This is a genomic window from Arabiibacter massiliensis, from assembly GCF_902386925.1.
Taxonomy (GTDB): Bacteria; Actinomycetota; Coriobacteriia; order Coriobacteriales; family Eggerthellaceae; genus Arabiibacter; species Arabiibacter massiliensis.
Window position 1 is genome coordinate 2,240,694 of the sequence record NZ_LR698996.1, and the last position, 23,510, is coordinate 2,264,203.

Sequence of the window (23,510 nt, forward strand, 5' to 3'; positions counted from 1 at the left end):
GACCTCCTTACTTTCCCGGCCCGGTGACGGTGAAGCTGCCCTCGTCGAGCGTGATGTCCGTGTCGGTCTTGAAATACTTGATGGACGCGCTGCCGCCGGCGGGGATCGAGTCCAGCACCACGCGCCGGCCGGCGTTCGAGCGGTCGTCGTACAGGGGGCTGCTCTCGTCCGAGACGACGTCGACGGCGTTCGCGGCGATGGTCACCTTGCCCGTTCCCGCAGTGCCCGCCGTCACCACCACCTCGGCGTAGCTGCCGTGGTCTTTCACGTGGTAGCCGAACGGCCGCTGGTTCATCACGTGCACGTGGATGGTCAGCGTCTTGCTCGCCTTGCCCGGCACGTCGAAATGCTCGTTCTCGCGGTAGACGTTCACGTTGATGTCCATGACGGTTCCGTCGGGCACCTCTGCGATGCTCGGGATGCTGAACGTCACGTAATGGGGGATGTTGTTGTCCTTCTCGTCGAAGGGGTAGGCGTAGGCGCCGCTGTCCGGCTCCACCTCCTGGCCGTTGTGCTTGACGCCGTTGATGACGATGTGCGCATCGGCCGCGATGCGGTAGTACAGGTTCTCGTTCGCCAACGTAAGGTTGTTGTACCAGTTCTCGAGGGTGAATACGATGCCCTGGCCCTGCCTGTTCACCTCGTCGCGGTAGACGTAGAGGTCGGCCTCGGTCTCGTAGTCGGCGATGATGTTGGAGGTGAACACCACGTTCTCGCTCGCGCCCGGCCAGATGCCGTCGCCGTAGCCGTAGACGGGGCGGCAGAGCTTCTCGCTCGTGGTGGTGCGCGCGGTCACGCGGTACTCGTCGCCCACCGCGATGCCGGAGAGGTAGGACGCCGCCGTCTTGTCGGCCTTGAGCTGCACGAGGTCGATGGAGTAGGTGGCCTTCTTGCCCGACTCGCCGCTCAGCTCGACGAAGCCCACCTCCGGCCCGACGACGCCGTTCTCGACGATGTGCGCCACTACGCTGTCGGCCGTGCCCCGTTGCAGCATGAGCTTGATCTGCTGCCCGGAATCGGCCGGCTTCTCGCCTTCCGCCAGCGCCTTCTCGATGGTGACGAGCGTGACGAGCTTGTCCGCCTTGAGCTTGTCCGAGAGCAGGTTGGGGTCGGTCACGCCGAGCTTCGGGCTGCGGCCGGCCGATACGACGGGCGCCTCGAGCGCCACGCTGTCGAGGTTGGCCGCGGCCGCGCCGCCGTAGTAGCCGACGATGGGGTCGTGGTTGCGGCGGGTTGTGCGATCGCGCACGTTGCCGCCGCCTTCGTAGAAGGTGTTGAGCTCGGTCTGCCCGCCCTCGGTGTAGAACACGCCGTACACCGTGGCCGTGTCGTAGCGGTACTCGACGATGTAGTCGCCGCCCCACACCTCGGCCTCGATGCTGCCGGCGGGCAGGATGCCGTTCTGTTGCGCGAACTGGGCGCTCACATAATAGTAGAGGTCGTCGTCGTTCTCCGTCTTGCGGCCGTCGTCGGTGCGCGGGGCGGTGGGCTTCTGCGCGGGCGCGGTGGTGTACGTCTGCTTGCCCTCCATCCACTCGCCGGACGCCTGCAAGTCGGCGATGCCGTTCTGTGCGGCCACGTAGATGGATTTCGCGGCGTTGTCGTACTCGGTGAGCGTGAGGTCACGCACGTAGTTGAACACGGCGATGCCCGTGAGGCCCATGAGAATGGCGAGGATGGCCACCACGGTCAGCAGCTCGGCCATGGTGAATCCCTCGGTATGCTTTCCTCGCGCGGCCATGGCCCTCGTTTGACCTCGTTTCTGCCCGTCCGAGCCTCATTCAGCCTGAACCACTATCTTACCATTCTCCGAGTGACAAAGGGACGGGGGTAATGTCACGTTGAGGGGGGGGGGGCAGTGCCGCTATTCGCCGAAGATGAGTTCGCGTTCTTCGCCGACGAGAGCGGCGCGGGCTTGGTCGCGCAGGTTGTTCACGCCGATGAAGAACTGGCGCATCATCACCACCATGAGGTAGCGGCCCTTCGGCGTGAGCGTGAGCTCGTCGGGCGTGTCGCGGTCGAACGCGCCCGAGGCCTTCATGAAGGCCATCTCCACGGGAAGGCCCGCCTCCACCGTGCAGCCGAAGTCGCGCTCCCACGCGCGCTTGTCCAGGCGCAGGCCGAACAGCTGCATCATGAAGCGGTAGCGCATGCGGTCGCGCTTGCTGAACGTGGTCTTGCCCATGAGCGACATGCGGTCGTTCTCGATGGCCTTGTTGTAGTCGTTCACCGAGAACGTGTTCACGTACAGGCTGTTGCCGAGGTACGTGATGCCGCCCGAGCCGATGGCCGGGTACTCCTCGTAGTCCACCACGTACTCGTCGATCATGGCGCGAGAGGAGTCGGCGGATCCGCTCTTCACAGCGCTCCGCGCGTCACTGATTTTGTTGAACGTCCAGGCGCTGCCGAACTCGAAGAGGGGGTCGTCGCCGCCGGCGAGCACCTGGGAGATGATCTCGTAGAAGCGCCGCTCGCGCGAGTAGTCCACGCGCCCGACGGTGCGGGCGAGCGAACGCGCCACGCTGGGCGAGGCCATGAGCGGGTAGAACGTGGTCTGGCTCGTGCCGCTTTCCACCACGCGCTCGATGTCCGAGAACAGCACCTCCTCGGTCTGCGCCGGGAAGTTGAAGATCATGTCCACGTTGAGCGAGGTGAAGTACGGGCTGGCCTCGCCGATGCGCTCGAGCGTCTCCCGGCCGCTGCCGTACTTGTCGTAGCGGTCCATCTGCTTGAGCAAATCGTCGTCGAAGCTCTGCACGCCCACGGAGAGGCGGTCCACGCGGCCCTGCAGCTTGTCCAGGTAGGCGGGGATGAGGTGGTTCGGGTTCGTCTCGCTCGACACCTCCTTGATGGAGAACTCCTCCTTGGCAAGGTCGATGGTGTCGCACAGCTCGTCGATCATGATGGTGGGCGTGCCGCCGCCCACGTACAGGCTGTCGAAGTCGTAGCCCAGGTCCTTCAGCATGTACATTTCCTTGCGCATGTTGGCGAAGTAGGGCCGCGCGCGCTCCTCCGCGAACGGGAAGCGGTTGAACGAGCAGTACGGGCACAGCCGCTCGCAGAACGGCACGTGCATGTAGAGCATGTAGCGCTGGCCGGGCGTGGGCGCGGGGACGCGCGCCTCATCGGTGGGCTTCAGGCGCAGGTAGTTGTTCGTGCATTGGCGGACGACCGCCGTGAGCATACGTTCTGACAGCATTATTCTCCCCACGCGCTGCGGCCGGCGGCGGCGCGCTTGCCGATGTCGGAGCGGTACTGCTTGCCCTCGAAGTTGATGAGGTCGCACGCCTCGTAGGCTTTCTCGCGCGCCTCGTCGAACGACTCGCCGAGCGCCACCACGTTGAGCACGCGCCCGCCGGCGGTGACCAGCTCGTCGTCGATGTTCCTGGTCGTGCCGGCATGGAACACCGTGACGCCCTCGATCTCCTCGGCCTCGTCGATGCCGAGGATCACCTTGCCCTTCTCGTAGGCGCCGGGGTAGCCTTCGCTCGCCAGCACCACGCACACGGCCCAGTGCTCGGACCAGCGCAGCGTGATGTCGTCGGGACGGCCCTCGGCCACGGCCATCATGATGTCCACGAGGTCGGACTCGAGGCGCGGCAGCACCACCTGCGTTTCGGGATCGCCGAAGCGCGCGTTGAACTCGAGCATCTTCGGGCCCTCGGGCGTCAGCATGAAGCCGCCGTACAGCACGCCGCGGTAGTCGTGCGCGAAGTCGTCGTCAGTGGCCGCGGCGGCGCGCTCCATGATCTCGTACATCGCGGACAGCTCGTCCGGGGTGACGATGGGCACCGGCGAGTACACGCCCATGCCGCCCGTGTTAGGGCCGCGGTCGCCGTCGAAGGCGCGCTTGTGGTCCTGCGCGGTGGCCATGCAGTGGGCCGCGCCTCCGCTCACGAACGCGAGCAGCGAGCACTCGGGGCCGGTGAGGCACTCCTCCACCACCACGGTGGAGCCCGCCTCGCCGAACGCGCCGTCGAAGCAGTCGCGCAGCGCCTCCTCGGCGTCGGCCTCCGTCTCGGCCACGACGACGCCCTTGCCCGCGGCCAGGCCGTCGGCCTTCACCACGATGGGCGCGCCCAGCTCGCGCACGTAGGCGAGCGCCGGCTCGAGCTGGGTGAAGCTCGCGTAGCGCGCGGTGGGGATGCCGTGGGCGTCCATGAACTCCTTGCTGAACGTCTTGCTGCCCTCGAGCTGCGCGCCTTCCGCGTCGGGGCCGAACACGGCCACGCCCGCCTCGCGCAGCACGTCGGCCACGCCCGCCACGAGCGGGGCCTCCGGGCCGATGACCACGAGGTCGACGTCGTTCTCCTCCGCGAACGCCAGCACCGCGCGGCCGTCCTCCACGTCGAGGCCGCTCACGTTGCGCGCGATCTCGGCCGTGCCGCCGTTGCCCGGCGCCACGAACAAATTGTCGGTGCGCGGCGACTTCGCCAGCGCCCACGCGATGGCGTGCTCGCGGCCGCCGCCGCCCAAGACCAGGATGTTCATTGCCGTTCCTTTCAAAACCCGCGTTGTTTCACGTGAAACATGTGTCGTAATGTCGTGCGATAAGGGAACAAATGTTTCACGTGAAACATCCGCTCCCGCCTACGGCTCCGCGCTAGCGGTTCCAGCCGCGCAGGATGGTCTGGTCGCGGTCGGGGCCCACGGCGATGATGCTCACGGGCACGCCGGTGATCTTCTCCAGGTACTCCACGTAGCGCTGCGCGTTCTCGGGCAGCTCCTCGAACGTACGGCAGCCGGTGATGTCGACGTCCTTCCAGCCGGGCAGCTCCTCGTACACGGGCTTGGCGTGGAAGAGCACGCTCTGTTGCATGGGGAAGTAGTCGTACACCTTGCCGTCGCACTCGTAGGCCGTGCACACCTTGATGGTGTCGAACGCGCTGAGCACGTCGAGCTTCGTGAGCGCCACGTCGGTGAGGCCGTTCACCTCGGCGGCGTAGCGCGCGATGACGGCGTCGAACCAGCCGCAGCGGCGCTTGCGCCCCGTGGTCACGCCGAACTCGTGGCCCACCTTGCACAGAAGCTCGCCGGCCTCGGCTTCCTCGCCCTCGCCGCCGTCTTCCGGGAAGCGCTGCTCGGTGGGGAAGGGGCCGCCGCCGACGCGCGTGATGTAGGCCTTCTGGATGCCGAGCACGCGATCGATGGCCACCGGGCCCACGCCCGTGCCGGTGCACGCGCCGCCCGCGCAGCACGATGAGCTGGTCACATAGGGGTAGGTGCCGTGGTCGATGTCGAGCAGCGTGCCCTGCGCGCCCTCGAAGAGGATGGACTTGCCTTCGCGCACGGCCTGGTTCAGCAGCTGCGCCGTTTCGGCCATGTAGGGCTTGAGGATGCGCGCGTAGGGCAGGTACTCCTCGCAGATCTCCTCCACCGTGTAGGTGTGCAGGCCGTAGATCTTCTTGAGGACGGGGTTCTTCTGCGCGAGCACGGCCTCCAGCTTGAGGCGGAAGATCTTCTCGTCGAGCAGATCCTGCACGCGGATGCCCTTACGGGCCACCTTGTCCTGGTAGCACGGGCCGATGCCGCGCTTGGTGGTGCCGATCTTGTTCTCGCCGAGGCGCTTCTCGTCCGCGCCGTCGAAGTCCTTGTGGTAGGGCATGATGATGTGGGCGTCGCAGCTGATCTTGAGGTTCTTGCAGGAGATGCCCTCGGCCTCGAGCATGGCCATCTCCTTGATGAGGACGCCGGGGTCGATGACCACGCCGTTGCCGATGACGGGCACCGCGTTGTCGTACATCACGCCGGAGGGCATGAGGTGCAGCGCCAGCTTCTTGTCGCCGTGGATGACCGTGTGGCCGGCGTTGTTGCCGCCCTGGTAGCGCACGACGAAATCGAATTCGCGCGCGATGAGATCGGTGATCTTGCCTTTGCCTTCGTCCCCCCACTGGGCGCCGACGAGTACCGTGCTGGGCATGTTGCGTGTCCTTTCAACGCCCCGAAACTCGTGCGAGCGGGGCCCGTCTCATAACAACTCCTGCATTATAGTATAGTTCCGCCCCGCGCCCGCCCCTCCCCGAATGTTCCACGTGAAACCTTTTGTGGAAGGGGGCGTGACGCTTCACAGGTTGATCTCGGTGAGGGCGGGGGCGGCTTCGCGGAGGGCTTCTACGACCTCCTCGTGGCAGGTGAAGAGGATGACCTGGCGCACCTGGGCCAGCTCGGCCAGGGCGCGGGCGGCGCCGGCGCGGCGGACGGAGTCGAAGTTCACCAGGATGTCATCGGCCAGGATGGGCACGGCGCGCCCCACGTTCTCCGCGGTCATCAGAAGCGCGATGCGCAGCGCCAGGTAGAGCTGCTGGCACGTGCCCAGCGACAGATGCGCCGGCTCGCGGGTGGTCTTCACCGCGTCGGTCACCTGCAAACGACCGTCCGGCGACATGGCCACCTTCGTCCACCTTCCCTCCGTCATGAGCGCGATCAGGCGGCTGGCCTGGCAGTACACCTCGGGCTGGCTCTTGGACTCCCACGCCCCGATGGCCGCCTCCAGCATGCGGCGGGCCAGCAGCAGGCGCGCGTAGTCGCGGGCGCTCTCGTCCAGGCGAGTGCGCACCTGCTCGTAGCGCAGCTTCAGCTCGTCGAAGTCGCGGGCCAGCACGGCGCGCGACAGCTCGTGCTTCAGCTCGCCGTAGCGGCGGTTGAGTCCCTCGCTCGCCTCCAGCAGGCCGGCGCGCTGCTGGGCCTTCTGGTCGATGACGGCCTCGATGGCCTCCACGGTGCGCTCGCTGCGCAAATCGATGCGCTCGAACAGGCGGCGGCGCTGGCGGCAGGCCGAGGAGAGGCGCTCCTCGAGCGCGGAGCGGCGCGAGGCGAGCGCCTGCTGGCGCTGCTGGAACAGGCTGGCCTCGGTGCGCGCGTCCTTCGCCTCGTCGAGCAGCGCCCGCGAGCGGCGCAGCGACCCCTGCGCCTCGGCGAGCCCCGCCCCGTCCAGCTGCACGCGGGCGCGCTCGCGGAAGGCGTCGCGGCCCTCGACGCACGCCTCCAGCTTCTTCTTGTCCTGCAGCATCACCCAGTGCGCGTCCTGCTTGCGCGCCTCCTTCGCGTCGGCCGCCTTGTCGGGGCGGAACAGCATGACGAGCGCGGCGAGCGCGAGCATCACCGCGAACACCAGCAGGCCCACGCCGAGCGCGGTGAACGACAGGCTCTTGATGTCCCGCCCGTGGACGAGCAGGGGCACGCCCGCCAGCACGAACACGAGCGGCAGCGCGATGGACAGCCCCACCTGCACGCTGCGCTGGCGCCGCGAGCGCTCGAGGGCCGCGTGCTCGTCCTCCGTCTCGAGCAGCGCCTCGTAGGCCGCCTTCGACGTGGCGAAGTTGTCCTGGGCGAGGTCGACGGCGTGCTCGCATTTCGCCTCGTCGACGGCGAGCGACTCTATCTGGTCGCGCAGCGCGCGGTCCTCGGAGGCGTTCAGCAGCATGAGCGAGGGGGCGTCGCCGGCGTGCAGGCGGTGCTCGGCCGCGAGCGCTTCCTCCTCGGCGCGCAGGGCCTCGATCTGTTCCTCGAGCTCGTCGATCTCGCGGTCGAGCTTCTCGGCGTTCGAGCGCTGGGCTGTGAGCGTCTCGATGGAGCCGTTGAGGTCGTCGAGGCGCGCCAGGAGCTCCTCGCGCTGCGGGATCAGGTCGCGGAACTCCTTGTCCTCCCGCTTGTACCGCTCCGCCTCGTCGGCGGCCCGCGCCACCTGCGCGCGCAGTTCGTCCTGCTCGGCCACGAGGCGCACGAGCGAGCGCTCCGCCCCTGCGGCGCGCGAGGTGTAGGCGGCCAGCTGCTCCTGCACCTGCGCGAGCGCTCGCGCGGGCGAGGCCCCCGTGCCCGACCCGGCGGTGAGCAGCTTCGCCGTGACGTCGGTGGTGTTGCGCAGGCTGCGAAGCTCGTCGCTGGTGAGCGAGAACATGGTCTGGAACGTCTCTTTGTCGATGTCGGCCACGAGCGCGGCGTCGCCCGCGAGCCCCTCGCTGTTGCGGGCGCGCGAGAGCTCCTCCTCGCGGCGGCCGCCCTCCTCGTCGTCTGCGGCGAAGAACAGCGACCCCGCGCGCTCGGCGTTGGCCGGCCGGTACGTGTTGCGCGCGCTGCGGGCGTCCTCCCAGCCGAACAACACGCCGCCCACGAACGACGCGAGCGTGGTCTTGCCGGCCTCGTTGCGGCCGTACACCACGTTGAGGCCCGGCCCGAACGGCCCGACGGCCAGGTTGGAGAACGCGCCGAAGCTCTGGATCTTGATATGCTCGAGGAACGGTCTGCTCATCGGTCGTCCCCCTGGGAGAGCAGGTCGAGCACGAGGTTCTCCGCCTCCTCGGCCAGCTGGCCCACGATGCGCGAGCAGCCGCTCGGCAGCGGCACGCCCCGCGTGAGGAACTCGTCCTGCAAAAAGCCCACCTGCTCGTCCGCGTCGCCGCGCTGCGCTTCGGCCACCTGCAGCAGCACTGCCGGGAACAGGCCTTCCGCGCGCAGCGCCTCCTTGTCGCGCGGCATGACCGTGGCGTCGACGAGGGCGTCGCAGAAGAACTCGGAGTACGAGTCGTTCACATGGCGGCGCAGCTCGAACACCACGTCGGGCCGCTCGAGCAGGGGGTGGAGCGGCGTGGCCCCCTCGAGCGCGATGCGCACCACCATCTCCTCGCACTGGGCCTTGCCGTTCACGCGGAACAGCTCGCGCATGATCTTGTCCGAGACGTCGGGCAGATTGCCGCAGTCGGACACGTCCACGCGCATGCGCTGCCACACGACGCTGGCCGTGGGGATGAACTCCACCTCGTTGGGCTCGCCCTCGGCGAGGGTCACCAGCAGCGCGCCGCGCTCGCCCGTCTCCTTGATGTCGCGCCCCTGGATGCAGCCCGAGAACACGAGCTGGGGATCCTCCATGGATGGGTAGGCGTACTTCATGTGGATGTGCCCGAGCGCCCAGTAGTCCATGCCCGCGCGCAGGAGGACGGCCGGGTCGACCGGCGCCTTCACGGGATCGAGGTTGAGGCCGGTGTGCAGCACGCCCACGCCGAAGGGCGCCTCGTCGGCATGGGGGTGGTCCTGCGTGAGCGCGGACACCGCCGCCGCGCGCGTGACCCCTTCGGCGATGCACTCGTCGGCGGGCCAGGTCTGGTTGTAGTAGCCGCGGCCGCCCACCAGGCACAGCGGCTCGCCGTCGCGCTCGTACAGCGCGAAGCCGGGGCGGTTGCCCGGCAGCATGCGCGCGTTGGGCGGCAGCGAGAAGAAGTCATGCTGCCAGGAGGTGTACGGGTCGTGGTTGCCGGTGACCAGGTAGGCGGGGATGCCCGCCGCCTCCAAGCGCTCGAGCCCGCGGAAGAAGTGCTGGTAGTCGCCGTAGGAGGGGCGCGCGGAGTCGAAGATGTCGCCGGCGATCACCACGAAGTCCACCTCGCGGGCGAGCGCCGCGTCGATCACGCGGTCGTAGGCCTCGCCGATGGCGGACAGCAGCCGGTTCGCCCACGCGTCGGACAGCGCGCGCAGGCCGCGGAAGGGCGCGCCGAGATGGAGGTCGGCGGCGTGGATGAATGTCAGGCGTTTGGCCATGCTCCCAGTGTAGCGCGAAAACGCTCAACAGGGGCTTTACATATAGTCCGGCACGCGCGAATCATCGGCCAAATCCATGAAGAGCGTGTAGTCGGCCAAAAACGCGAGGTCGATGTCGCGCGTGGGGCCGTTGCGGTGCTTCGCCACGATGAGCTGCGCCTTGCCCAGGTCCGGGCGGTCGTCGCTTTCGGCCTCGATCTCGTCCATGCTGCGGTCGATGAAGGCTACGATGTCGGCGTCCTGCTCGATGGAGCCCGATTCGCGCAGGTCGGAGAGCATCGGGCGCTTCTTGCCGCGCATCTCCACCGCGCGCGAGAGCTGCGAGAGCGCGATCACCGGCATGTCCATCTCCTTCGCGAGCACCTTGAGGCCTCGCGAGATCTCGCCCACCTCCACGGCGCGGTTGCCGTCGGAGCGGGCCTTAGGCGGCTGCATGAGCTGCAGGTAGTCCACGATGATCAGGCCGTTCTTCGCGTTGCGCAGCTCGCGGCGGGCCTTGGCGCGCAGCTCGAGGATGGAGAGCGCCGGCGTGTCGTCGATGTGCATGTCCAGCTTCGACAGCGTCTCGGACGCGTCGATGAGCGCGGCCCAGTCGGAGTTCTGCACCTTGCCGGAGCGCACGTTGGCCAGGCTGACGCGCGCTTCGGAGGCGAGGATGCGCATCACCAGCTGCGACGCGCTCATCTCGAGCGACAGGAACGCCACGGTGGCGCCCAGCTTGGCGGCGTTCGTGGCCAGGTTGAGGGCGAACGACGTCTTGCCCACGCCGGGGCGGGCCGCCAGGATGACCAGATCCCCGCCGCGGAAGCCGTGGAACAGGTCGTCGACGTCCTTGAAGCCCGAGGCCACGCCCACGATCTTGTTCTCCTGGGCGGCGATCTTCTGGATCTCCTCGTAGGCGTTCATCACGAGCGTGTCCATCTTCTGGAACGCCGTGGACACGCGCTGCTCCGTGACGTTGAACAGCGTCTTCTCGGCCTCCTCCACCACGACGCTCAGGTCGTCGGGCGCGTCGTAGGCGAGCGCCGAGATGGAGGACGACGCGCGGATGAGGTCGCGCAGGATGGACGTTCGCTTGACGATGTCCACGTGGTTCTGCCAGTTGGTGAGCGCGAAGGTGTTGTCCGCGAGCTCGAGCAGGTACGCCTTGCCGCCCACGGCCTCCAGCTGGCCGGCGGCTTTCAGGTTGTCGGCGAGCGAGATGTGGTCGATGGGGATGTGGCGGCCGTACAGGTCGAGCATCGACTCGAAGATGCGCTGGTGGGAGGCGCGGTAGAAGTTCTCGGGGACGAGCTTGGCGGCCACCTCCTCGATGGCCTCCTGCGTGAGCATGCACGCGGCGAGCACCGACTTCTCCGCCTCGATGTTCTGCGGCTCGAGCTTGCGCCGGTCGGCGACCGAGCCTTCCTCGGGCGCGAAGTCTGCGTTGTAGGGGGCCATGGGTGCGGGCATGCTCTTCTCTTCCTCTCGATGTGCAGCTCCCTATGATACTGCAAAGAGAGGGCGGCGGGTGAGACAAAGGGACAGGGTTGATGACGCAGGACGGGGATAATGTCATCAACCCTACCATGTAAAAAAGCCCCCGGCCGGACGGCGCGGGGGCTTGCAACCAAAACGATGGTTACTCGGCGGCCTCTTCGGCGGCTTCGATCTCCTCGACCGCTTCCACGGCCTCCTCGATCTCAGCCTCGACCTCGGGCTCCTCGGCGACGGGCTCTTCCTTGCCGCCGACGATCACCTTCACCGTGGTCTTGATCTCGCGGTAAAGCGAGATGGCGACCTCGTGCTCGCCCGCCGTCTTGATGGCGTGGCCGAGCTCGATGCGGCGCTTGTCGACGTCGATGTCCGTCGACTCCTTGATGGCGTCGGCGATCATCTGCGCGGTGACGGAGCCGAACAGCTGGCCCTCGTCGCCCACCTGGGCGATCACCTTGATGGCAGCGCCCTCGAGAGCGGCCTTCACCTTGTTGGCGTCGGCAACGCGGTTCTCCTCGCGCTTGGCGATGTTGTGCTTGCGCTGCTCGAGCTGCTTCAGGTTGCCCTTCGTAGCCAGGATGGCGCGCTTCTGCGGGAGCAGGTAGTTGTTGGCAAAGCCGGAAGCAACGTCCACGACGTCGCCCTCGCCGCCCTTGCCCTTCAATTCTTGGAGCAGGATGACTTTCATGGTTCCTCCTTGCGCCTAGCGGCTGCGACGGTCGCCGCGGCCGCTGATGGCGGGAACCGCGTAGGGCATCAAGGCCATCTCGCGAGCGCGCTTCACGGCGTTCGCGATGTCGCGCTGGTGCTGGGTGCAGGCACCCGTCACGCGACGGGGCTTGATCTTCCCGCGGTCGGTCACGTACTTGCGCAGCATCTGGGTATCTTTGTAGTCGATGTACTGCACGTCCTCCTTGCAGAACTGGCAGTACTTGCGACGCGGCTGCTTCGCGTAATCGGACATTTCTTAAACCTCTTTCGTGTCGCTAAAACGGGATATCTTCGTCATAGACCGAAGAAGAGGCATCAACAACCGGCGCGGCAACCACAGGGGCCGGAGCCGGAGCAGGAGCGGAGTATCCGCCGCCCATGCCGCCGCCGTACGACGAAGAATCGTTGTTACGGCTCGACATGAACTCCAACTCGTCGACGATCACCTCGATCTTGCTGCGCTTCTGGCCCTCGCGCTCCCACTGGCTCCAGCGGAGCTTGCCCTCGATGGACACTTTCGTGCCCTTGCTGAGGTAGCGGGAAAGGCTCTCGGCGCGCGCGCCGAACATGGTGCAGTCGATGAAGTTCGGGTAATCCTCCCATTCGCCGGTCTGCTGGTTCTTGCGGCGGTCGTTGACCGCCACGCCGAAGCCGAGCACCGGCAACCCGCTCGCAGTGGAGCGCAGTTCGGAATCTCGCGTAAGGTTTCCGCTGATGATAACTCTGTTGATGCTCATGTGTTCTACCTCTTCTCATGCCGGCCCCGAGCGTGCGCCCGGGTCCAAAACGTCTCCTTAGTCGCGATCCGTGCGCTTGACGATCATGTGGCGCACCACGGCGTCGGTAATACGCAGGATACGATCGAGTTCGGCGACGTCAGCGGGATCGGCGTGGAAATCGATGAGAGTGTAGTCACCATCGGTCAATCCGTTGATCTCGTAAGCGAGTTTACGCTTGCCCCAGTTGTCGACGTTGTCAACCGTGCCCTTGGCGTCGGCGATCGTGGTTTCGATACGCTTCATGACAGCGGTGCGGGTTTCTTCGTCGATAGACGGAGCGACAAAAAACAGCAGTTCATAAGCCTTCATCAGCTCACCTCCTTTGGACTTTACGGCCCCGGGGCTGGTGAAGGCAGAGTACCCGGGACAGGATTAGCCTGACTATTCTAGCAAAAGGGCGCGCGAGCGGACAGCACAACCTTTCCGCTCGCCCTTTTCCACCGTTTCGCCATACTCGCGCCGCAAGCAGCCTGCGGCGCGAGCCCGAGTTCTCTCCCGACGGCCCGCCGGCGGCTCTCCGCTCCTCGCTGTTGGTTGCGCAGGAACGCGGGTCCTCCGGCCGGGCGCGTCGGTTGGCGCCTCTGCCCAGCTTTCGTGCCGAACATCGCTTCACCATCATAGCAAGCGGATCTTACACGGATATGGCGTGCGCCCAGCGCGGCGGCGTCCCGATCTTGCGCGTTTCCAGCGCGGATGCGACGCGGATCCAGCGCATTTCCAGCGTGGATCAAGCACGGATCAAGCAGGAATCAAGCGGATTTCCAGCGCCCCAGGTCACAGGCGCGCGATTGCGGAGGTCAACCGGGAACGCGATGGTGGAAAACCGCTCCGGGCATCATCGGCGCACAAAAAACGCCGCCGCCCGGAAAGGCGACGGCGCAAGGGGACGCTCGGGATGAGGAGGCTACTCGGCGGCCTCTTCGCCGTCCTCGTCCTCCTCGAGGTACTTCTCCTCGATGTCCTCGTCGGAGTACGAGTCGGCATCCTGCAGCTCGACCATGAAGTTGGGGGCCTCGCCGATGTAGGCCGGCTCCTCCTCGAACGTGACGGTGTCGCCGTCGGCCTCGTACAGATAGCCCACGGCGTAGCCCTCGTCCTCGCCGGGCACGCCGCCCTCGGCGATGAGCGCGTCGCGCACGCCGTCGTCCACCTCGACGTAGCCGTCGTAGCACAGGGCGTACGCCTCGGCGCCGCGCGCGTTCTCCACCGTGTGGCGGGCGAAGTTGAAGCACTCCTCGGCGGATTCGCCGGGATGGTTCTCGATGAACAGGTTGTCCTTCACCACGAGGGCCGTGAACGGCACCACTTCGGCGCCCTGCTCCATCTTCTCCTTGGCCTCGTCGAGCGAGAACAGGAGCACCTTCTCCAGGATCTCGGGGATCTCCGGAACCTGCACGTCGGAGCTCTCCACCATGCGATCGGCCATAGCCTCGTCCTTTCAACAGACCGCCCGCCGGTTCGCGGGCGCTTTTTCGTTGCCGACCAGTGTAGGGCTTGGCCCGCCGCCGGCGGACGGGACGCCCGGGTAATTCGGTGTATCTTCAAAAATGAAAGGGCCCCGTTCGCTTCGCGTGAAGAAAACGGGGCCCGAGGCGCGCCGGCGCGAGGGCGGCGCTTAGCGGCAGCAGCAGCCGTGGGCTTTGCGACCCTTCTTCTTGCCGTTGACGCCCTTGTCCTTGCACGACAGGATGAGCTTCTCGGTGAGCGCGTTGAGCTGGGCCGTCTCCTCTTCGGTGAGGCAAGACACGATGTCCTCGGCCGTCTTGTCGTTCGCGGCGATGCGCTTCTCGGCCACGGCGCGGCCCTCGTCGGTGAGCTTGACCGCGTAGGTGCGCTTCGCATCGACGTCCTCGATGGTGACGTAGCCGTTGCGCTCGGCCTTCTTCACGATACCCTTGAGCTCGCTGCGGTCGAGGCCGAGCACCTTCACCAGCTCGCGCTGGGTGACGCCGTCTTCACGCATGAGCGCGTTGAGCAGCGCGCCTTGGCCCCGCTTGAAGCTCTTCGGACCGTTCTTGTGGAAGGCGAGGCGGGTGAGCTTGCTGGCCTTCTTCAGCTGGGCCAGCGTCTGGACTGCTTCGTTCATGGTCTTCCTTCTCTCGTTTCTCTCTTCGTACGCGAGCCACTATACGCCCATCGCCATTGCGGCGCGTTATTATCCAAAAATCTTCATTGAATAATTATTTCACCTGATAATATGCATCATTTAGATTATTCATGAATAAGTATAGAATAGGAAGTCGGGCTCGGGAGGTAAAAGGTCTGTTAAATCGTCGTCGATCGGCGGCGGGGAGGGCTACCATAGGCCGGAACGCAACGGATCGGAAGGAGCGCGCATGCGCCAGAGGCTCGAGTTCGTCAAGATGCACGGCCTGGGGAACGACTTCGTCATGCTCGACGGCCTAGCCAGGGCTATCGAGCTTGATCCCCACCAGGTGAAACGCCTCTGCGATCGCCACTTCGGGGTGGGTGCCGACGGCGTGATCGTGGTGCAGCCGTCCACGCGTCCCGAGTGCGCGGCCTACATGCACTACATCAATGCCGATGGCACGCTCGCGCAGATGTGCGGCAACGGCGTGCGCTGCTTCGCGAAGTTCCTGGTGGATCGCGGGTACGTTGCGGCCGAGGACGGCAGGCTGGTGGCCGACACGCTCGCCGGCCCGCGCCCCCTCTCGTTTACGGTGGACGGCGAGGGGAAGATGGCCTGCGCCACCGTGGATATGGGACGCCCCGTGCTCGAGCCCGCGCGGGTGCCGGTGAGCGCCCCGTCCGATGCGGCGGCGCCGTTCGGCGAGCCGTACGTGGGCTCGCTCGAGCTTGAGTCGTCGTGGGGGCCCTTCGCGTTCACCTGCGTTTCCATGGGCAACCCGCACGCGGTGTGCTTCCTCGAGGAGGTGGATCTCGACGCGTTCGACGTGGACGAGGTGGGCGCGTTCTTCGAGGCGCACCCCGCCTTCCCCGAGAAGACCAACGTGGAGTTCGCCGTCGTGGGTCCGCGCGGCATCTCGATGCGCGTGTACGAGCGCGGCTGCGGTGAGACGCTGGCCTGCGGCACGGGCGCGTGCGCGACGGCCGTGGCCGCCTGCCTCACCGGCCGGGCCGGCTGCGAGAGCGACGTGCTGCTGCGCGGCGGAACGCTGCATGTGGCCTGGGGCGACGACGGCCATGTGATGATGACGGGACCCGCCGCCGAAAGCTTCGCGGGCACCGTGAACGTGTGACGATCGAGAGGAAGAAGAACCTATGAGAACCGCAGCATTCCTGAACCATATGCCCCCGTACCTGTTCGCCCAGATAGATGCCAAGCGCGACGCACTCAAGGCGCAGGGCATCGACGTCATCTCGCTGGGCATCGGCGACCCGGACACGCCCACGCCGCCGCACATCGTGGACGCCATGGCGAAGGCCATCCGCAACCCCGCGAACCACCAGTACCCCGACTACGCCGGCTCGTCCGCGTACCGCGCAGCGTGCGCCGACTGGATGCGCAACCGCTTCGGCGTGGAGGTGGACCCCGCTGCCGAGGTGCTCGCGCTCATCGGCAGCAAGGAGGGCATCGCGCACCTGCACACGGCGTTCGTCGACCCGGGCGACTGGGTGCTGGCGCCGTCCATCGGCTACCCGGTGTACTCCGGCGGCGCCATGATGCAGAGCGCGAACACCTACTTCATGCCCATGCGCGAGGAGGACGGCTTCCTCGCCGACTTCTCGCAGGTGCCCGCCGACGTGCTGGCGAAGGCGAAGATCATGTTTTTGGGCTACCCGAACAACCCCACCGGCGCCTGCGCCACCGAGGAGTACTTCGACGCCGCCATCGCGTTCTGCCTGGAGCACGACCTTCTGCTCGCGCACGACAACGCCTACTGCGACATCTGCTTCGACGGCTACCGCGCGCCCTCCATCCTGGAGCGGCCGCGCGCCAAGGAGTGCTGCATCGAGTTCTTCAGCCTATCGAAGTCCTACAACATGACCGGCTGGCGCATCGCCTTCGCGTGCGGCAATCCCACGGCGGTGGGGGCTCTCGGCACGGTGAAGAACAACCTGGACTCCGGCCAGTTCACCGCCATCCAGGACGCCGCCATCGCGGCGCTTTCCGGCTCGCAGCAGTGCGTGGCCGACCTGTGCGCGCTCTACCAGCACCGACGCGACGTGGTGGTGGAGGCCCTGCGCGCCATCGGCCTGGAGTGCAACGCTCCCAAGGCCACCATCTACGTGTGGGCGAAGGTACCCGCCGGCGAGACGAGCGCATCGTTCGCCACGAAGCTCTTGGAGCAGGCGCACGTCATCGTGACGCCGGGCAGCGGCTACGGCCCTGACGGCGAGGGCTACGTGCGCATCTCGCTCACCACCCCCGACGACCGCCTGCTGGAAGCCGCCCGCCGCATCAAGGAGGCCATGGCGTAAGGTGACGCCAGATGACATCTGGCGCGAATGTTTCACGTGAAACATCAGCAAAACATGAGGGACGGGGTCAGTGACAATTACCGCCCCGTCCCTTTGTCACGCTTACACGTAGAAGAGCATGTCGTTGTAGGTGGGGACGGGCCAGTGGTCGCGGTCGACGATGATCTCCATGGCGTCGACAGCGGCGCGGAGCTCGTCCATGAGGGGCAGGACGTGGTGCGCGTTGTCGTCGGCGCGCTGCTGCTCGTCTTCGATCACGACGTTGGCGTGATGCGCCTCGTCGAGCGCCTGCAGGTGCGCATCGATCTCCTTGACGCCGGCCAGCAGCTTCTCCAGCAGCGCCTCCTGCTGATCCACGTCGGCTGCGGCGCAGGCGGCCTTGACGATGCCGATATTGCCGGCCACCTCGGCCGCGTAGGCGTTGATGGCGGGCAGGTAGGCGCGGCGCACCATGCGCTTCATCGTGCGCGCCTCGATGTTGATCAGCTTGTTGTACTTCTCCAGCTTCACCTCGTAGCGGCTGCGCACCTCCGGCTCGGTGAGCACGCCGAACTCCTCGAACAGCGCGATGCTCTCGGGGGCCACGTAGCACGGCAGCGCGTCGGCGGTGGTGCGATGGTTCGCAAGCCCGCGGAGCTCGGCCTCCACGGGCCACTCCTCGGAGTAGCCGTTGCCGTTGAAGATGATGCGCTGGTGCTTGGCCAGGACGTCCTTGATGTACGCGATGGCGGCCGCTTCGAACTCGGGGCCCTCCTTGCCCTCCATGGCGTCGGCGAACTCCTTCAAGCTCTTCGCCATGGCGGTGTTGAGGATCATGTTGCAGTCGGACAGGTTCACCGCCGAGCCCGGCATGCGGAACTCGAACTTGTTGCCCGTGAACGCGAACGGGCTCGTGCGGTTGCGGTCGGTGTTGTCCTTGAGGAAGTTGGGCAGCACGGCCACGCCCAGGTCCATGGCCACCTTGTCGGCCGAGGTGTACTCGTGGCCGTCGACGAGGGCGTCCACGATGGCGCCCAGCTCATCGCCCAGGAAGATGGAGATGATGGCCGGCGGCGCCTCGTTCGCGCCCAAGCGGTGGTCGTTGCCGGCCGAGGCCACGGACATGCGCAGCAGCTCCTGGTAATCGTCCACCGCCTGGATGACGCCCGTAAGGAACACGAGGAAGCGCAGGTTGTCCATGGGGGTCTCGCCCGGGTCGAGCAGGTTCGTCTTGCCGGCCGAGATGGACCAGTTGTTATGCTTGCCCGAGCCGTTGATGCCCTCGAAGGGCTTCTCATGCTGGAGGCACACCAGGCCGTAATGGCTGGCCAGCAGGCGCATCTTCTCCATCGTGAGCAGGTTCTCGTCGATGGCGCGGTTGCTGTTGGTGAAGATGGGCGCCAGCTCGTGCTGCGCGGGGGCCACCTCGTTGTGCTTGGTCTTGGCGGACACGCCGATCTTCCACAACTCGTCGTCGAGCTCCTTCATGAACTCGTTCACCGACGGGCGGATGGCGCCGAAGTAGTGCTCCTCGAGCTCCTGGCCCTTGCACGGCGGGTAGCCGAACAGCGTGCGGCCGGTCATGATGAGGTCCTGGTGCTTGGCGTAGTCCTTCTCCGAGATGAGGAAGTACTCCTGCTCGGAGCCGACGGTGGTGACCACGCGGGGGGCCGTCTCGCCGAAGAGCGCGAGTACGCGCTTGGCCTGCTCGTCGATGGCGCTCATGGAGCGCAGAAGCGGCGTCTTCTTATCGAGCGCCTCGCCGGTGTAGGAGCAGAAGGCGGTGGGGATGCACAGCACCTCGTCCTTGATGAACGCGTAGCTCGTGGGGTCCCAGGCCGTGTAGCCGCGGGCCTCGAAGGTGGCACGCAGGCCGCCGGAGGGGAAGCTTGAGGCGTCGGGCTCGCCCTGGATCAGCTCTTTCCCGGAGAAGCTCATGATGGCGCGGCCGTCGCCGCAGGGGTCGAGGAAGCTGTCGTGCTTCTCCGACGTGATGCCGCTCAAAGGCTGGAACCAGTGCGTGTAGTGCGTGGCGCCCTTCTCGATGGCCCATTCCTTCATGGCGTGCGCCACGACGTTGGCCACCTCGATATCGAGCTGCTTGCCTTCCTTGATGGTCTTGAGCAGGCTCTTGTACGTCGCGGACGGGAGCCGCTCCTGCATCGTGTGCTCGTTGAACACCATCGAGCCGTAGATCTCCGAAACCTTCGCCATGGTTGCGCGCTCCTTACTCGTCAGCGCCGGCCTCTTTTTCGCCGGTCGTCTTTTGACCTCCCTGCCAACGCTACCCACGCTGTGTTTCGAGGAGTTTTCCAGCTGGAAAACTCGTGTTACAAGGAAGGACCCCGCGTCGGCATTAGCGCTTCCCTGTTGTGGAAAGAATTTGCGGCTGTGGCACGCGCGACGCGTTCGCGAAATTCGCGACCTGGGGAAACGTCGGTGGCTGGTCGTCCGCGCCGCTTCAAACCCGCCCGATCCGTGCCACAGCCGCAAATTCTTGCCACTTGGCCTGAGCGCCAGCCCCTCGCAGGGGGCTCCGGGTGCGCTTGTGTTTCAAGCAGGTGAAATCATGCGGCGCAGCGGGCGGCGGGCGGCGGCGTCGCATACAATCGAAAGACGTTTGGAGGACGCCTTTGAACGTGAGGAGATCCATGGCAAAGCACATTTTCGTGACCGGCGGCGTCGTTTCGTCGCTTGGCAAGGGCATTACCGCGGCCTCGCTCGGCCACCTGCTGAAAGCGCGCGGCTATCGCGTGACCATGCAGAAGATGGATCCCTATCTCAACGTGGATCCCGGCACCATGAGCCCGTTCCAGCACGGCGAGGTGTTCGTGACCGAGGACGGCCATGAGGGCGACCTGGACCTCGGGCATTACGAGCGCTTCATCGACGAGAACCTCTCGCGCGAGTCCAACTTCACGCAGGGTTCCATCTACCGCTCGCTCATCGCGCGCGAGCGGCGCGGCGACTTCCTCGGCGGCACGGTGCAGGTGATCCCGCACGTCACCGAGGCCATCAAGGAGCGCTTGCGCCGCATCGCCGAGCAGTCGGGCGCCGACATCGTCATCTCCGAGATCGGCGGCACCATCGGCGACATCGAGTCGCTGCCGTTCATCGAGGCCGCGCGGCAGTTCAAGAAGGAGCGGCCCGCCGGCGACGTGCTGTTCGTGCACGTGACGCTGGTGCCCTACATCGCCGCCGCCCACGAGGTGAAGACGAAGCCCACGCAGCACTCGGTGAAGGAGCTGAGGTCGCTCGGCGTGCAGCCGGACTTCATCGTGTGCCGCAGCGACCACGAGATAACCGACCCCGTGCGCGAGAAGATCGCGCTGTTCTGCGACGTGCGTCCCGAAGAGGTGCTGGCCTGCGTGGATGCGCCCTCCATCTACGAGGTGCCGCTCATGCTGCACGACCAGCGCTTCGATGAGCTGGCCCTCGCTCGCCTGGGGCTCGAGGAGTGCGAGGCCGACCTCGCGCCGCTGAGCTCGTTCGTCGCGGCCGCGAACGCCTGCGCGGGCGAGGTGCGCATCGCCGTGGTGGGCAAGTATGTGAGCCTGCCCGACGCGTACCTGTCCGTGGTGGAGGCGCTCGGTCACGCGGGCGTGGCGCACGGCCGCCATGTGGATGTGCGCCTGGTGGACGGCGAGGAGATCGACGACGGGAACGTGGCCGAGGTGCTGGCCGACGCCGACGGCATCCTCGTGCCGGGCGGGTTCGGCGAGCGCGCCTTCGAGGGCAAGATAGCCGCCGTGCGCTTCGCGCGCGAGACGGGCGTGCCGTTTTTGGGCATCTGCCTGGGGCTCCAGGCCGCCGTGTGCGAGTTCGCCCGACACGTGGCCGGCATGCCGGGCGCCACGTCGGCCGAGTTCGACGCCGAGGCCGCCTTTCCCGTGATCGACCTCATGCCCGAGCAGGAGGACGTGGAGGACAAGGGCGGTACCATGCGCCTGGGCGCGTACCCCTGCCGTGTGCTGCCGGGCACGCGGGCCTTCGAGGCCTACGACGAAGAGGTGATCTACGAGCGGCATCGCCATCGCTACGAGGTGAACAACGCGTTCCGCGACGCGCTGCAGGACGCCGGACTCACGGTGTCGGGCGTGTCTCCCGACGGCCGGCTCGTCGAGATGGTGGAGCTGGCGGGGCATCCCTGGTTCGTAGCCAGCCAAGGCCACCCCGAGTTCAAAAGCCGCCCCACCCTCGCCGCCGCCATCGCCAGACGGGGATGACAAGGGGGCGTGACAAAAGCCCCCTTGTCATCCTGAGCGAGCGAAGCGAGTCGAAGGATCCCTCGCGGTGCCAACCGGGACGCTTCCCGCTGGCGCCGCACGGGATCCTTCGACTGCGCTCACTGCGTTCGCTCCGCTCAGGATGACAAGGGGGGCGCTTCAGTTGGCGTACATGCTGGCGTAGGGGCGGGAGCTGGCGGGGCGCAGGCGGAAGAAGCCCTCGCCGCTCTCGTCGATGCCGGAGCCCAGGTCGCCGGCGAAGAAGTCGTTGTAACGGCGAAGCAGTCGGCGCAGCACGGCGCGGTCGGCCTCGTCTGCCGGCTCCTGCACGAGCCCCGGGGCCACGTCCTCGTCGGCGATGCGGTTCCTCAAGTAGATGACGCCGCCGTGCATGCCGATGGCCAGATGCTTCCCCGGCTTGCCCAAAAGCACGATGACGCCGCCCGCCAGGTACTCCCCGAGGAAGCTGCCCGCGTCGCCGCCGATGACGATGGCGGGGCGCTTGTCCTCGAACTGCTTCATATGGATGCCCACGCGCCAGCCGCAGCCGTCGCGCACGAAGATCTGCCCGCCGCGCATGCCGTAGCCCGCCGCGTCGCCGCAGCGCCCATGCACCACGATGCAGCCGTCATTCATGGTGTTGCCCACCTGGTCCTGCGCGTTGCCGAACACCTCGATGCGGCCGCCGTCCAGGTAGCACGCCATGTCGTTGCCGGGAACGCCGTGGATCTTGAGCGTCTTGCCCGCCGGCATCGCGCAGCCCAGGTAGCGTTGGGCGAACGCCTCGCGAACCTCCACCGTGTCGGCCCGTTCAAGCGCCTCCCGCACCGTTTCATTCGCCTCGGTGAAATGCTCGGTGCCGAGCGTCACGGAAGCCGTCTTTTCCATCACCTCCCCCTCACTCTCCCGCGTGCTTCACGCCGAGCACCTCGAGCTCCTTGTCGGTGAGCCCGATGCCGCGCAGCATGAGGCGGTTGCCCCGCAGGCTGTCGATGGCGTTGATGCCCATGCCGCCCATCATCTCCTGGATCTCATGGTTCCACGCTCGCACGAGGTTCACCACGCGCTCGGCGGCTATCTCGGGATTGAGGCGCTTGACCAGCTCGGGGCGCTGCGTGGCGATGCCCCAGTTGCAGCGGCCGCTCGCGCAGTCCTGGCACTGGTGGCACCCCATCGCGATGAGCGCGGCGCTCGCGCAGTACACGGCGTCGGCCCCGAGCGCCACCGCGCGCACCACGTCCGCCGAGTTGCGGATGGATCCGGCGGCAACCAGGCTCACCTTCGAGCGGATGCCCTCGTCGCGCAGGCGCTTGTCTACGGAGGCCAGCGCGAGCTCGATGGGGATGCCCACGTTGTCGCGGATGCGCGTGGGCGCCGCGCCCGTGCCGCCGCGGAAGCCGTCGACCACGATGACGTCCGCGCCGGCCCGGGCCATGCCGCTGGCGATTGCGGCAGCGTTGTGGACGGCGGCGATCTTCACGGCCACGGGCTTGGTGTAGCGCGTGGCCTCCTTGAGAGAGAACACGAGCTGGCGCAGGTCCTCGATGGAGTAGATGTCATGATGCGGCGCGGGCGAGATGGCGTCGGTACCGCGCGGGATCATGCGGGTCTGCGACACCTCCTCGTTGATCTTCTCGCCCGGCAGGTGCCCGCCAATGCCGGGCTTGGCGCCCTGGCCTATCTTGATCTCGATCATGGCGCCGGCGTTCAGGTAATGCGCGTCCACGCCGAAGCGGCCGCTGGCCACCTGCACAATGGCATGCTTCCCGTAGCGCTCGAGGTCCTTGTGCAGGCCGCCTTCGCCGGTGTTGAAGTAGGTGCCCAGCTCCTCGGCCGCCATGGCGAGCGCCTTCTGCGCGCCCAGCGAGATGGAGCCGAAGCTCATGGCCGAGAACATGAGGGGCACGTCGAGCTTGATCTGCGGCGGCATCTTCGTCTTCACCGTGAGGGCGCGCTCGTCCACCTTGAGCACGTCGGGCCGGCTGCCCAGGAACACGCGCGTCTCCATGGGCTCGCGCAAAGGGTCGATGGAGGGGTTCGTCACCTGGCTCGCGTTCAGCAGCAGATGGTCCCAGTAGAGGGGGTAGGGCTGCGGATTGCCCATCGAGGACAGCAGCACGGCGCCGGTCTGCGCCTGCTTGGCGATGTCCTGCATGGCGCCGAGCGTCCAGTTGGTCGAGCCGTTGCCCACCTGGGGCCAGTGCGTGATGGCCAGCGCGCCGACAGGGCACATGACCACGCAGCGCTGGCAGTTCACGCACGCGCGGTGGTTGGCGGTGACGCGGCCGAGCCCTTCATCCGCCTTGTGCACCTCGTTGGCGCATGAGCGTTCGCACACGCCGCACTGGACGCACAGGTCGGCATCGCGCAGCACCTTGTAGCGGGGAAGCAGGTAATCGAGCAT

At 66.7% G+C, this 23,510-nt stretch carries 19 protein-coding genes; 3 read left to right on the top strand and 16 right to left on the bottom strand.

The window, feature by feature from the left end:
* Window positions 1-7: 7 nt before the first annotated feature.
* The 13 genes from FX134_RS09545 to FX134_RS09605 form a co-directional block, all read right to left on the bottom strand.
* Window positions 8-1,741 (bottom strand): type II secretion system protein, encoded by a 1,734-nt coding sequence (locus tag FX134_RS09545; RefSeq protein WP_080800969.1) that lies wholly within the window; start codon window positions 1,739-1,741, stop codon window positions 8-10.
* A 123-nt stretch (window positions 1,742-1,864) separates the two neighbouring features.
* Entirely contained in the window at window positions 1,865-3,199 is a 1,335-nt protein-coding gene (locus FX134_RS09550; protein WP_080800972.1) for a coproporphyrinogen III oxidase family protein, read from the bottom strand.
* Window positions 3,199-4,491 (bottom strand): phosphoribosylamine--glycine ligase, encoded by a 1,293-nt coding sequence (gene purD, locus FX134_RS09555; RefSeq protein ID WP_080800976.1) that lies wholly within the window; start codon window positions 4,489-4,491, stop codon window positions 3,199-3,201. Before purD ends, FX134_RS09550 begins: the two co-directional genes overlap by 1 nt.
* 112 nt (window positions 4,492-4,603) lie before the next feature.
* A complete protein-coding gene (locus FX134_RS09560) occupies window positions 4,604-5,920 on the bottom strand; it encodes an adenylosuccinate synthase (protein WP_080800979.1) in 1,317 nt (438 codons plus the stop codon).
* A 144-nt stretch (window positions 5,921-6,064) separates the two neighbouring features.
* Complete coding sequence (locus FX134_RS09565; protein WP_080800981.1) at window positions 6,065-8,248, bottom strand: ATP-binding protein; 2,184 nt, start codon at window positions 8,246-8,248, stop codon at window positions 6,065-6,067.
* Complete coding sequence (locus FX134_RS09570) at window positions 8,245-9,531, bottom strand: metallophosphoesterase family protein (protein WP_080800983.1); 1,287 nt, start codon at window positions 9,529-9,531, stop codon at window positions 8,245-8,247. Before FX134_RS09570 ends, FX134_RS09565 begins: the two co-directional genes overlap by 4 nt.
* A gap of 36 nt (window positions 9,532-9,567) precedes the next feature.
* Complete coding sequence (gene dnaB / locus FX134_RS09575; RefSeq protein WP_080800987.1) at window positions 9,568-10,983, bottom strand: replicative DNA helicase; 1,416 nt, start codon at window positions 10,981-10,983, stop codon at window positions 9,568-9,570.
* Between the two features lie 169 nt (window positions 10,984-11,152).
* Window positions 11,153-11,695 carry a 50S ribosomal protein L9 gene (gene rplI / locus FX134_RS09580; protein ID WP_080800990.1) on the bottom strand — a complete coding sequence of 181 codons (543 nt, stop codon included), beginning with the start codon at window positions 11,693-11,695 and terminating at the stop codon, window positions 11,153-11,155.
* A gap of 15 nt (window positions 11,696-11,710) precedes the next feature.
* Complete coding sequence (gene rpsR, locus FX134_RS09585) at window positions 11,711-11,971, bottom strand: 30S ribosomal protein S18 (protein ID WP_080800993.1); 261 nt, start codon at window positions 11,969-11,971, stop codon at window positions 11,711-11,713.
* A gap of 22 nt (window positions 11,972-11,993) precedes the next feature.
* Complete coding sequence (locus FX134_RS09590; RefSeq protein ID WP_080800996.1) at window positions 11,994-12,455, bottom strand: single-stranded DNA-binding protein; 462 nt, start codon at window positions 12,453-12,455, stop codon at window positions 11,994-11,996.
* Between the two features lie 57 nt (window positions 12,456-12,512).
* A complete protein-coding gene (gene rpsF / locus FX134_RS09595) occupies window positions 12,513-12,806 on the bottom strand; it encodes a 30S ribosomal protein S6 (protein ID WP_080800998.1) in 294 nt (97 codons plus the stop codon).
* Between the two features lie 595 nt (window positions 12,807-13,401).
* Complete coding sequence (locus tag FX134_RS09600; protein WP_080801001.1) at window positions 13,402-13,923, bottom strand: hypothetical protein; 522 nt, start codon at window positions 13,921-13,923, stop codon at window positions 13,402-13,404.
* 189 nt (window positions 13,924-14,112) lie between these two features.
* Complete coding sequence (locus tag FX134_RS09605; RefSeq protein ID WP_080801004.1) at window positions 14,113-14,583, bottom strand: MarR family winged helix-turn-helix transcriptional regulator; 471 nt, start codon at window positions 14,581-14,583, stop codon at window positions 14,113-14,115.
* A 250-nt stretch (window positions 14,584-14,833) separates the two neighbouring features.
* Between FX134_RS09605 and dapF the strand changes: the two genes are divergently transcribed.
* Entirely contained in the window at window positions 14,834-15,718 is an 885-nt protein-coding gene (gene dapF, locus FX134_RS09610; RefSeq protein WP_080801008.1) for a diaminopimelate epimerase, read from the top strand.
* Window positions 15,719-15,740: 22 nt separating this feature from the next.
* Window positions 15,741-16,901 (top strand): LL-diaminopimelate aminotransferase, encoded by a 1,161-nt coding sequence (locus tag FX134_RS09615; RefSeq protein ID WP_080801011.1) that lies wholly within the window; start codon window positions 15,741-15,743, stop codon window positions 16,899-16,901.
* A 102-nt stretch (window positions 16,902-17,003) separates the two neighbouring features.
* Here FX134_RS09615 and FX134_RS09620 read toward each other — a convergent pair whose 3' ends face one another.
* On the bottom strand, window positions 17,004-19,094 hold the full coding sequence (locus FX134_RS09620; protein ID WP_080801014.1) for a glutamine synthetase III family protein: 2,091 nt from the start codon (window positions 19,092-19,094) through the stop codon (window positions 17,004-17,006).
* A 437-nt stretch (window positions 19,095-19,531) separates the two neighbouring features.
* On the opposite strand from FX134_RS09620, the gene FX134_RS09625 reads away from it, so the two are divergent.
* Window positions 19,532-21,106, top strand: coding sequence for a CTP synthase (locus tag FX134_RS09625; protein WP_080801016.1), 1,575 nt, complete (start codon window positions 19,532-19,534; stop codon window positions 21,104-21,106).
* A gap of 159 nt (window positions 21,107-21,265) precedes the next feature.
* Here FX134_RS09625 and FX134_RS09630 read toward each other — a convergent pair whose 3' ends face one another.
* Together FX134_RS09630 and FX134_RS09635 are read right to left on the bottom strand one after the other, a co-directional pair.
* A complete protein-coding gene (locus tag FX134_RS09630; protein ID WP_232050898.1) occupies window positions 21,266-21,994 on the bottom strand; it encodes a GltB/FmdC/FwdC-like GXGXG domain-containing protein in 729 nt (242 codons plus the stop codon).
* Between the two features lie 10 nt (window positions 21,995-22,004).
* A complete protein-coding gene (locus FX134_RS09635; protein WP_080801021.1) occupies window positions 22,005-23,510 on the bottom strand; it encodes a glutamate synthase-related protein in 1,506 nt (501 codons plus the stop codon).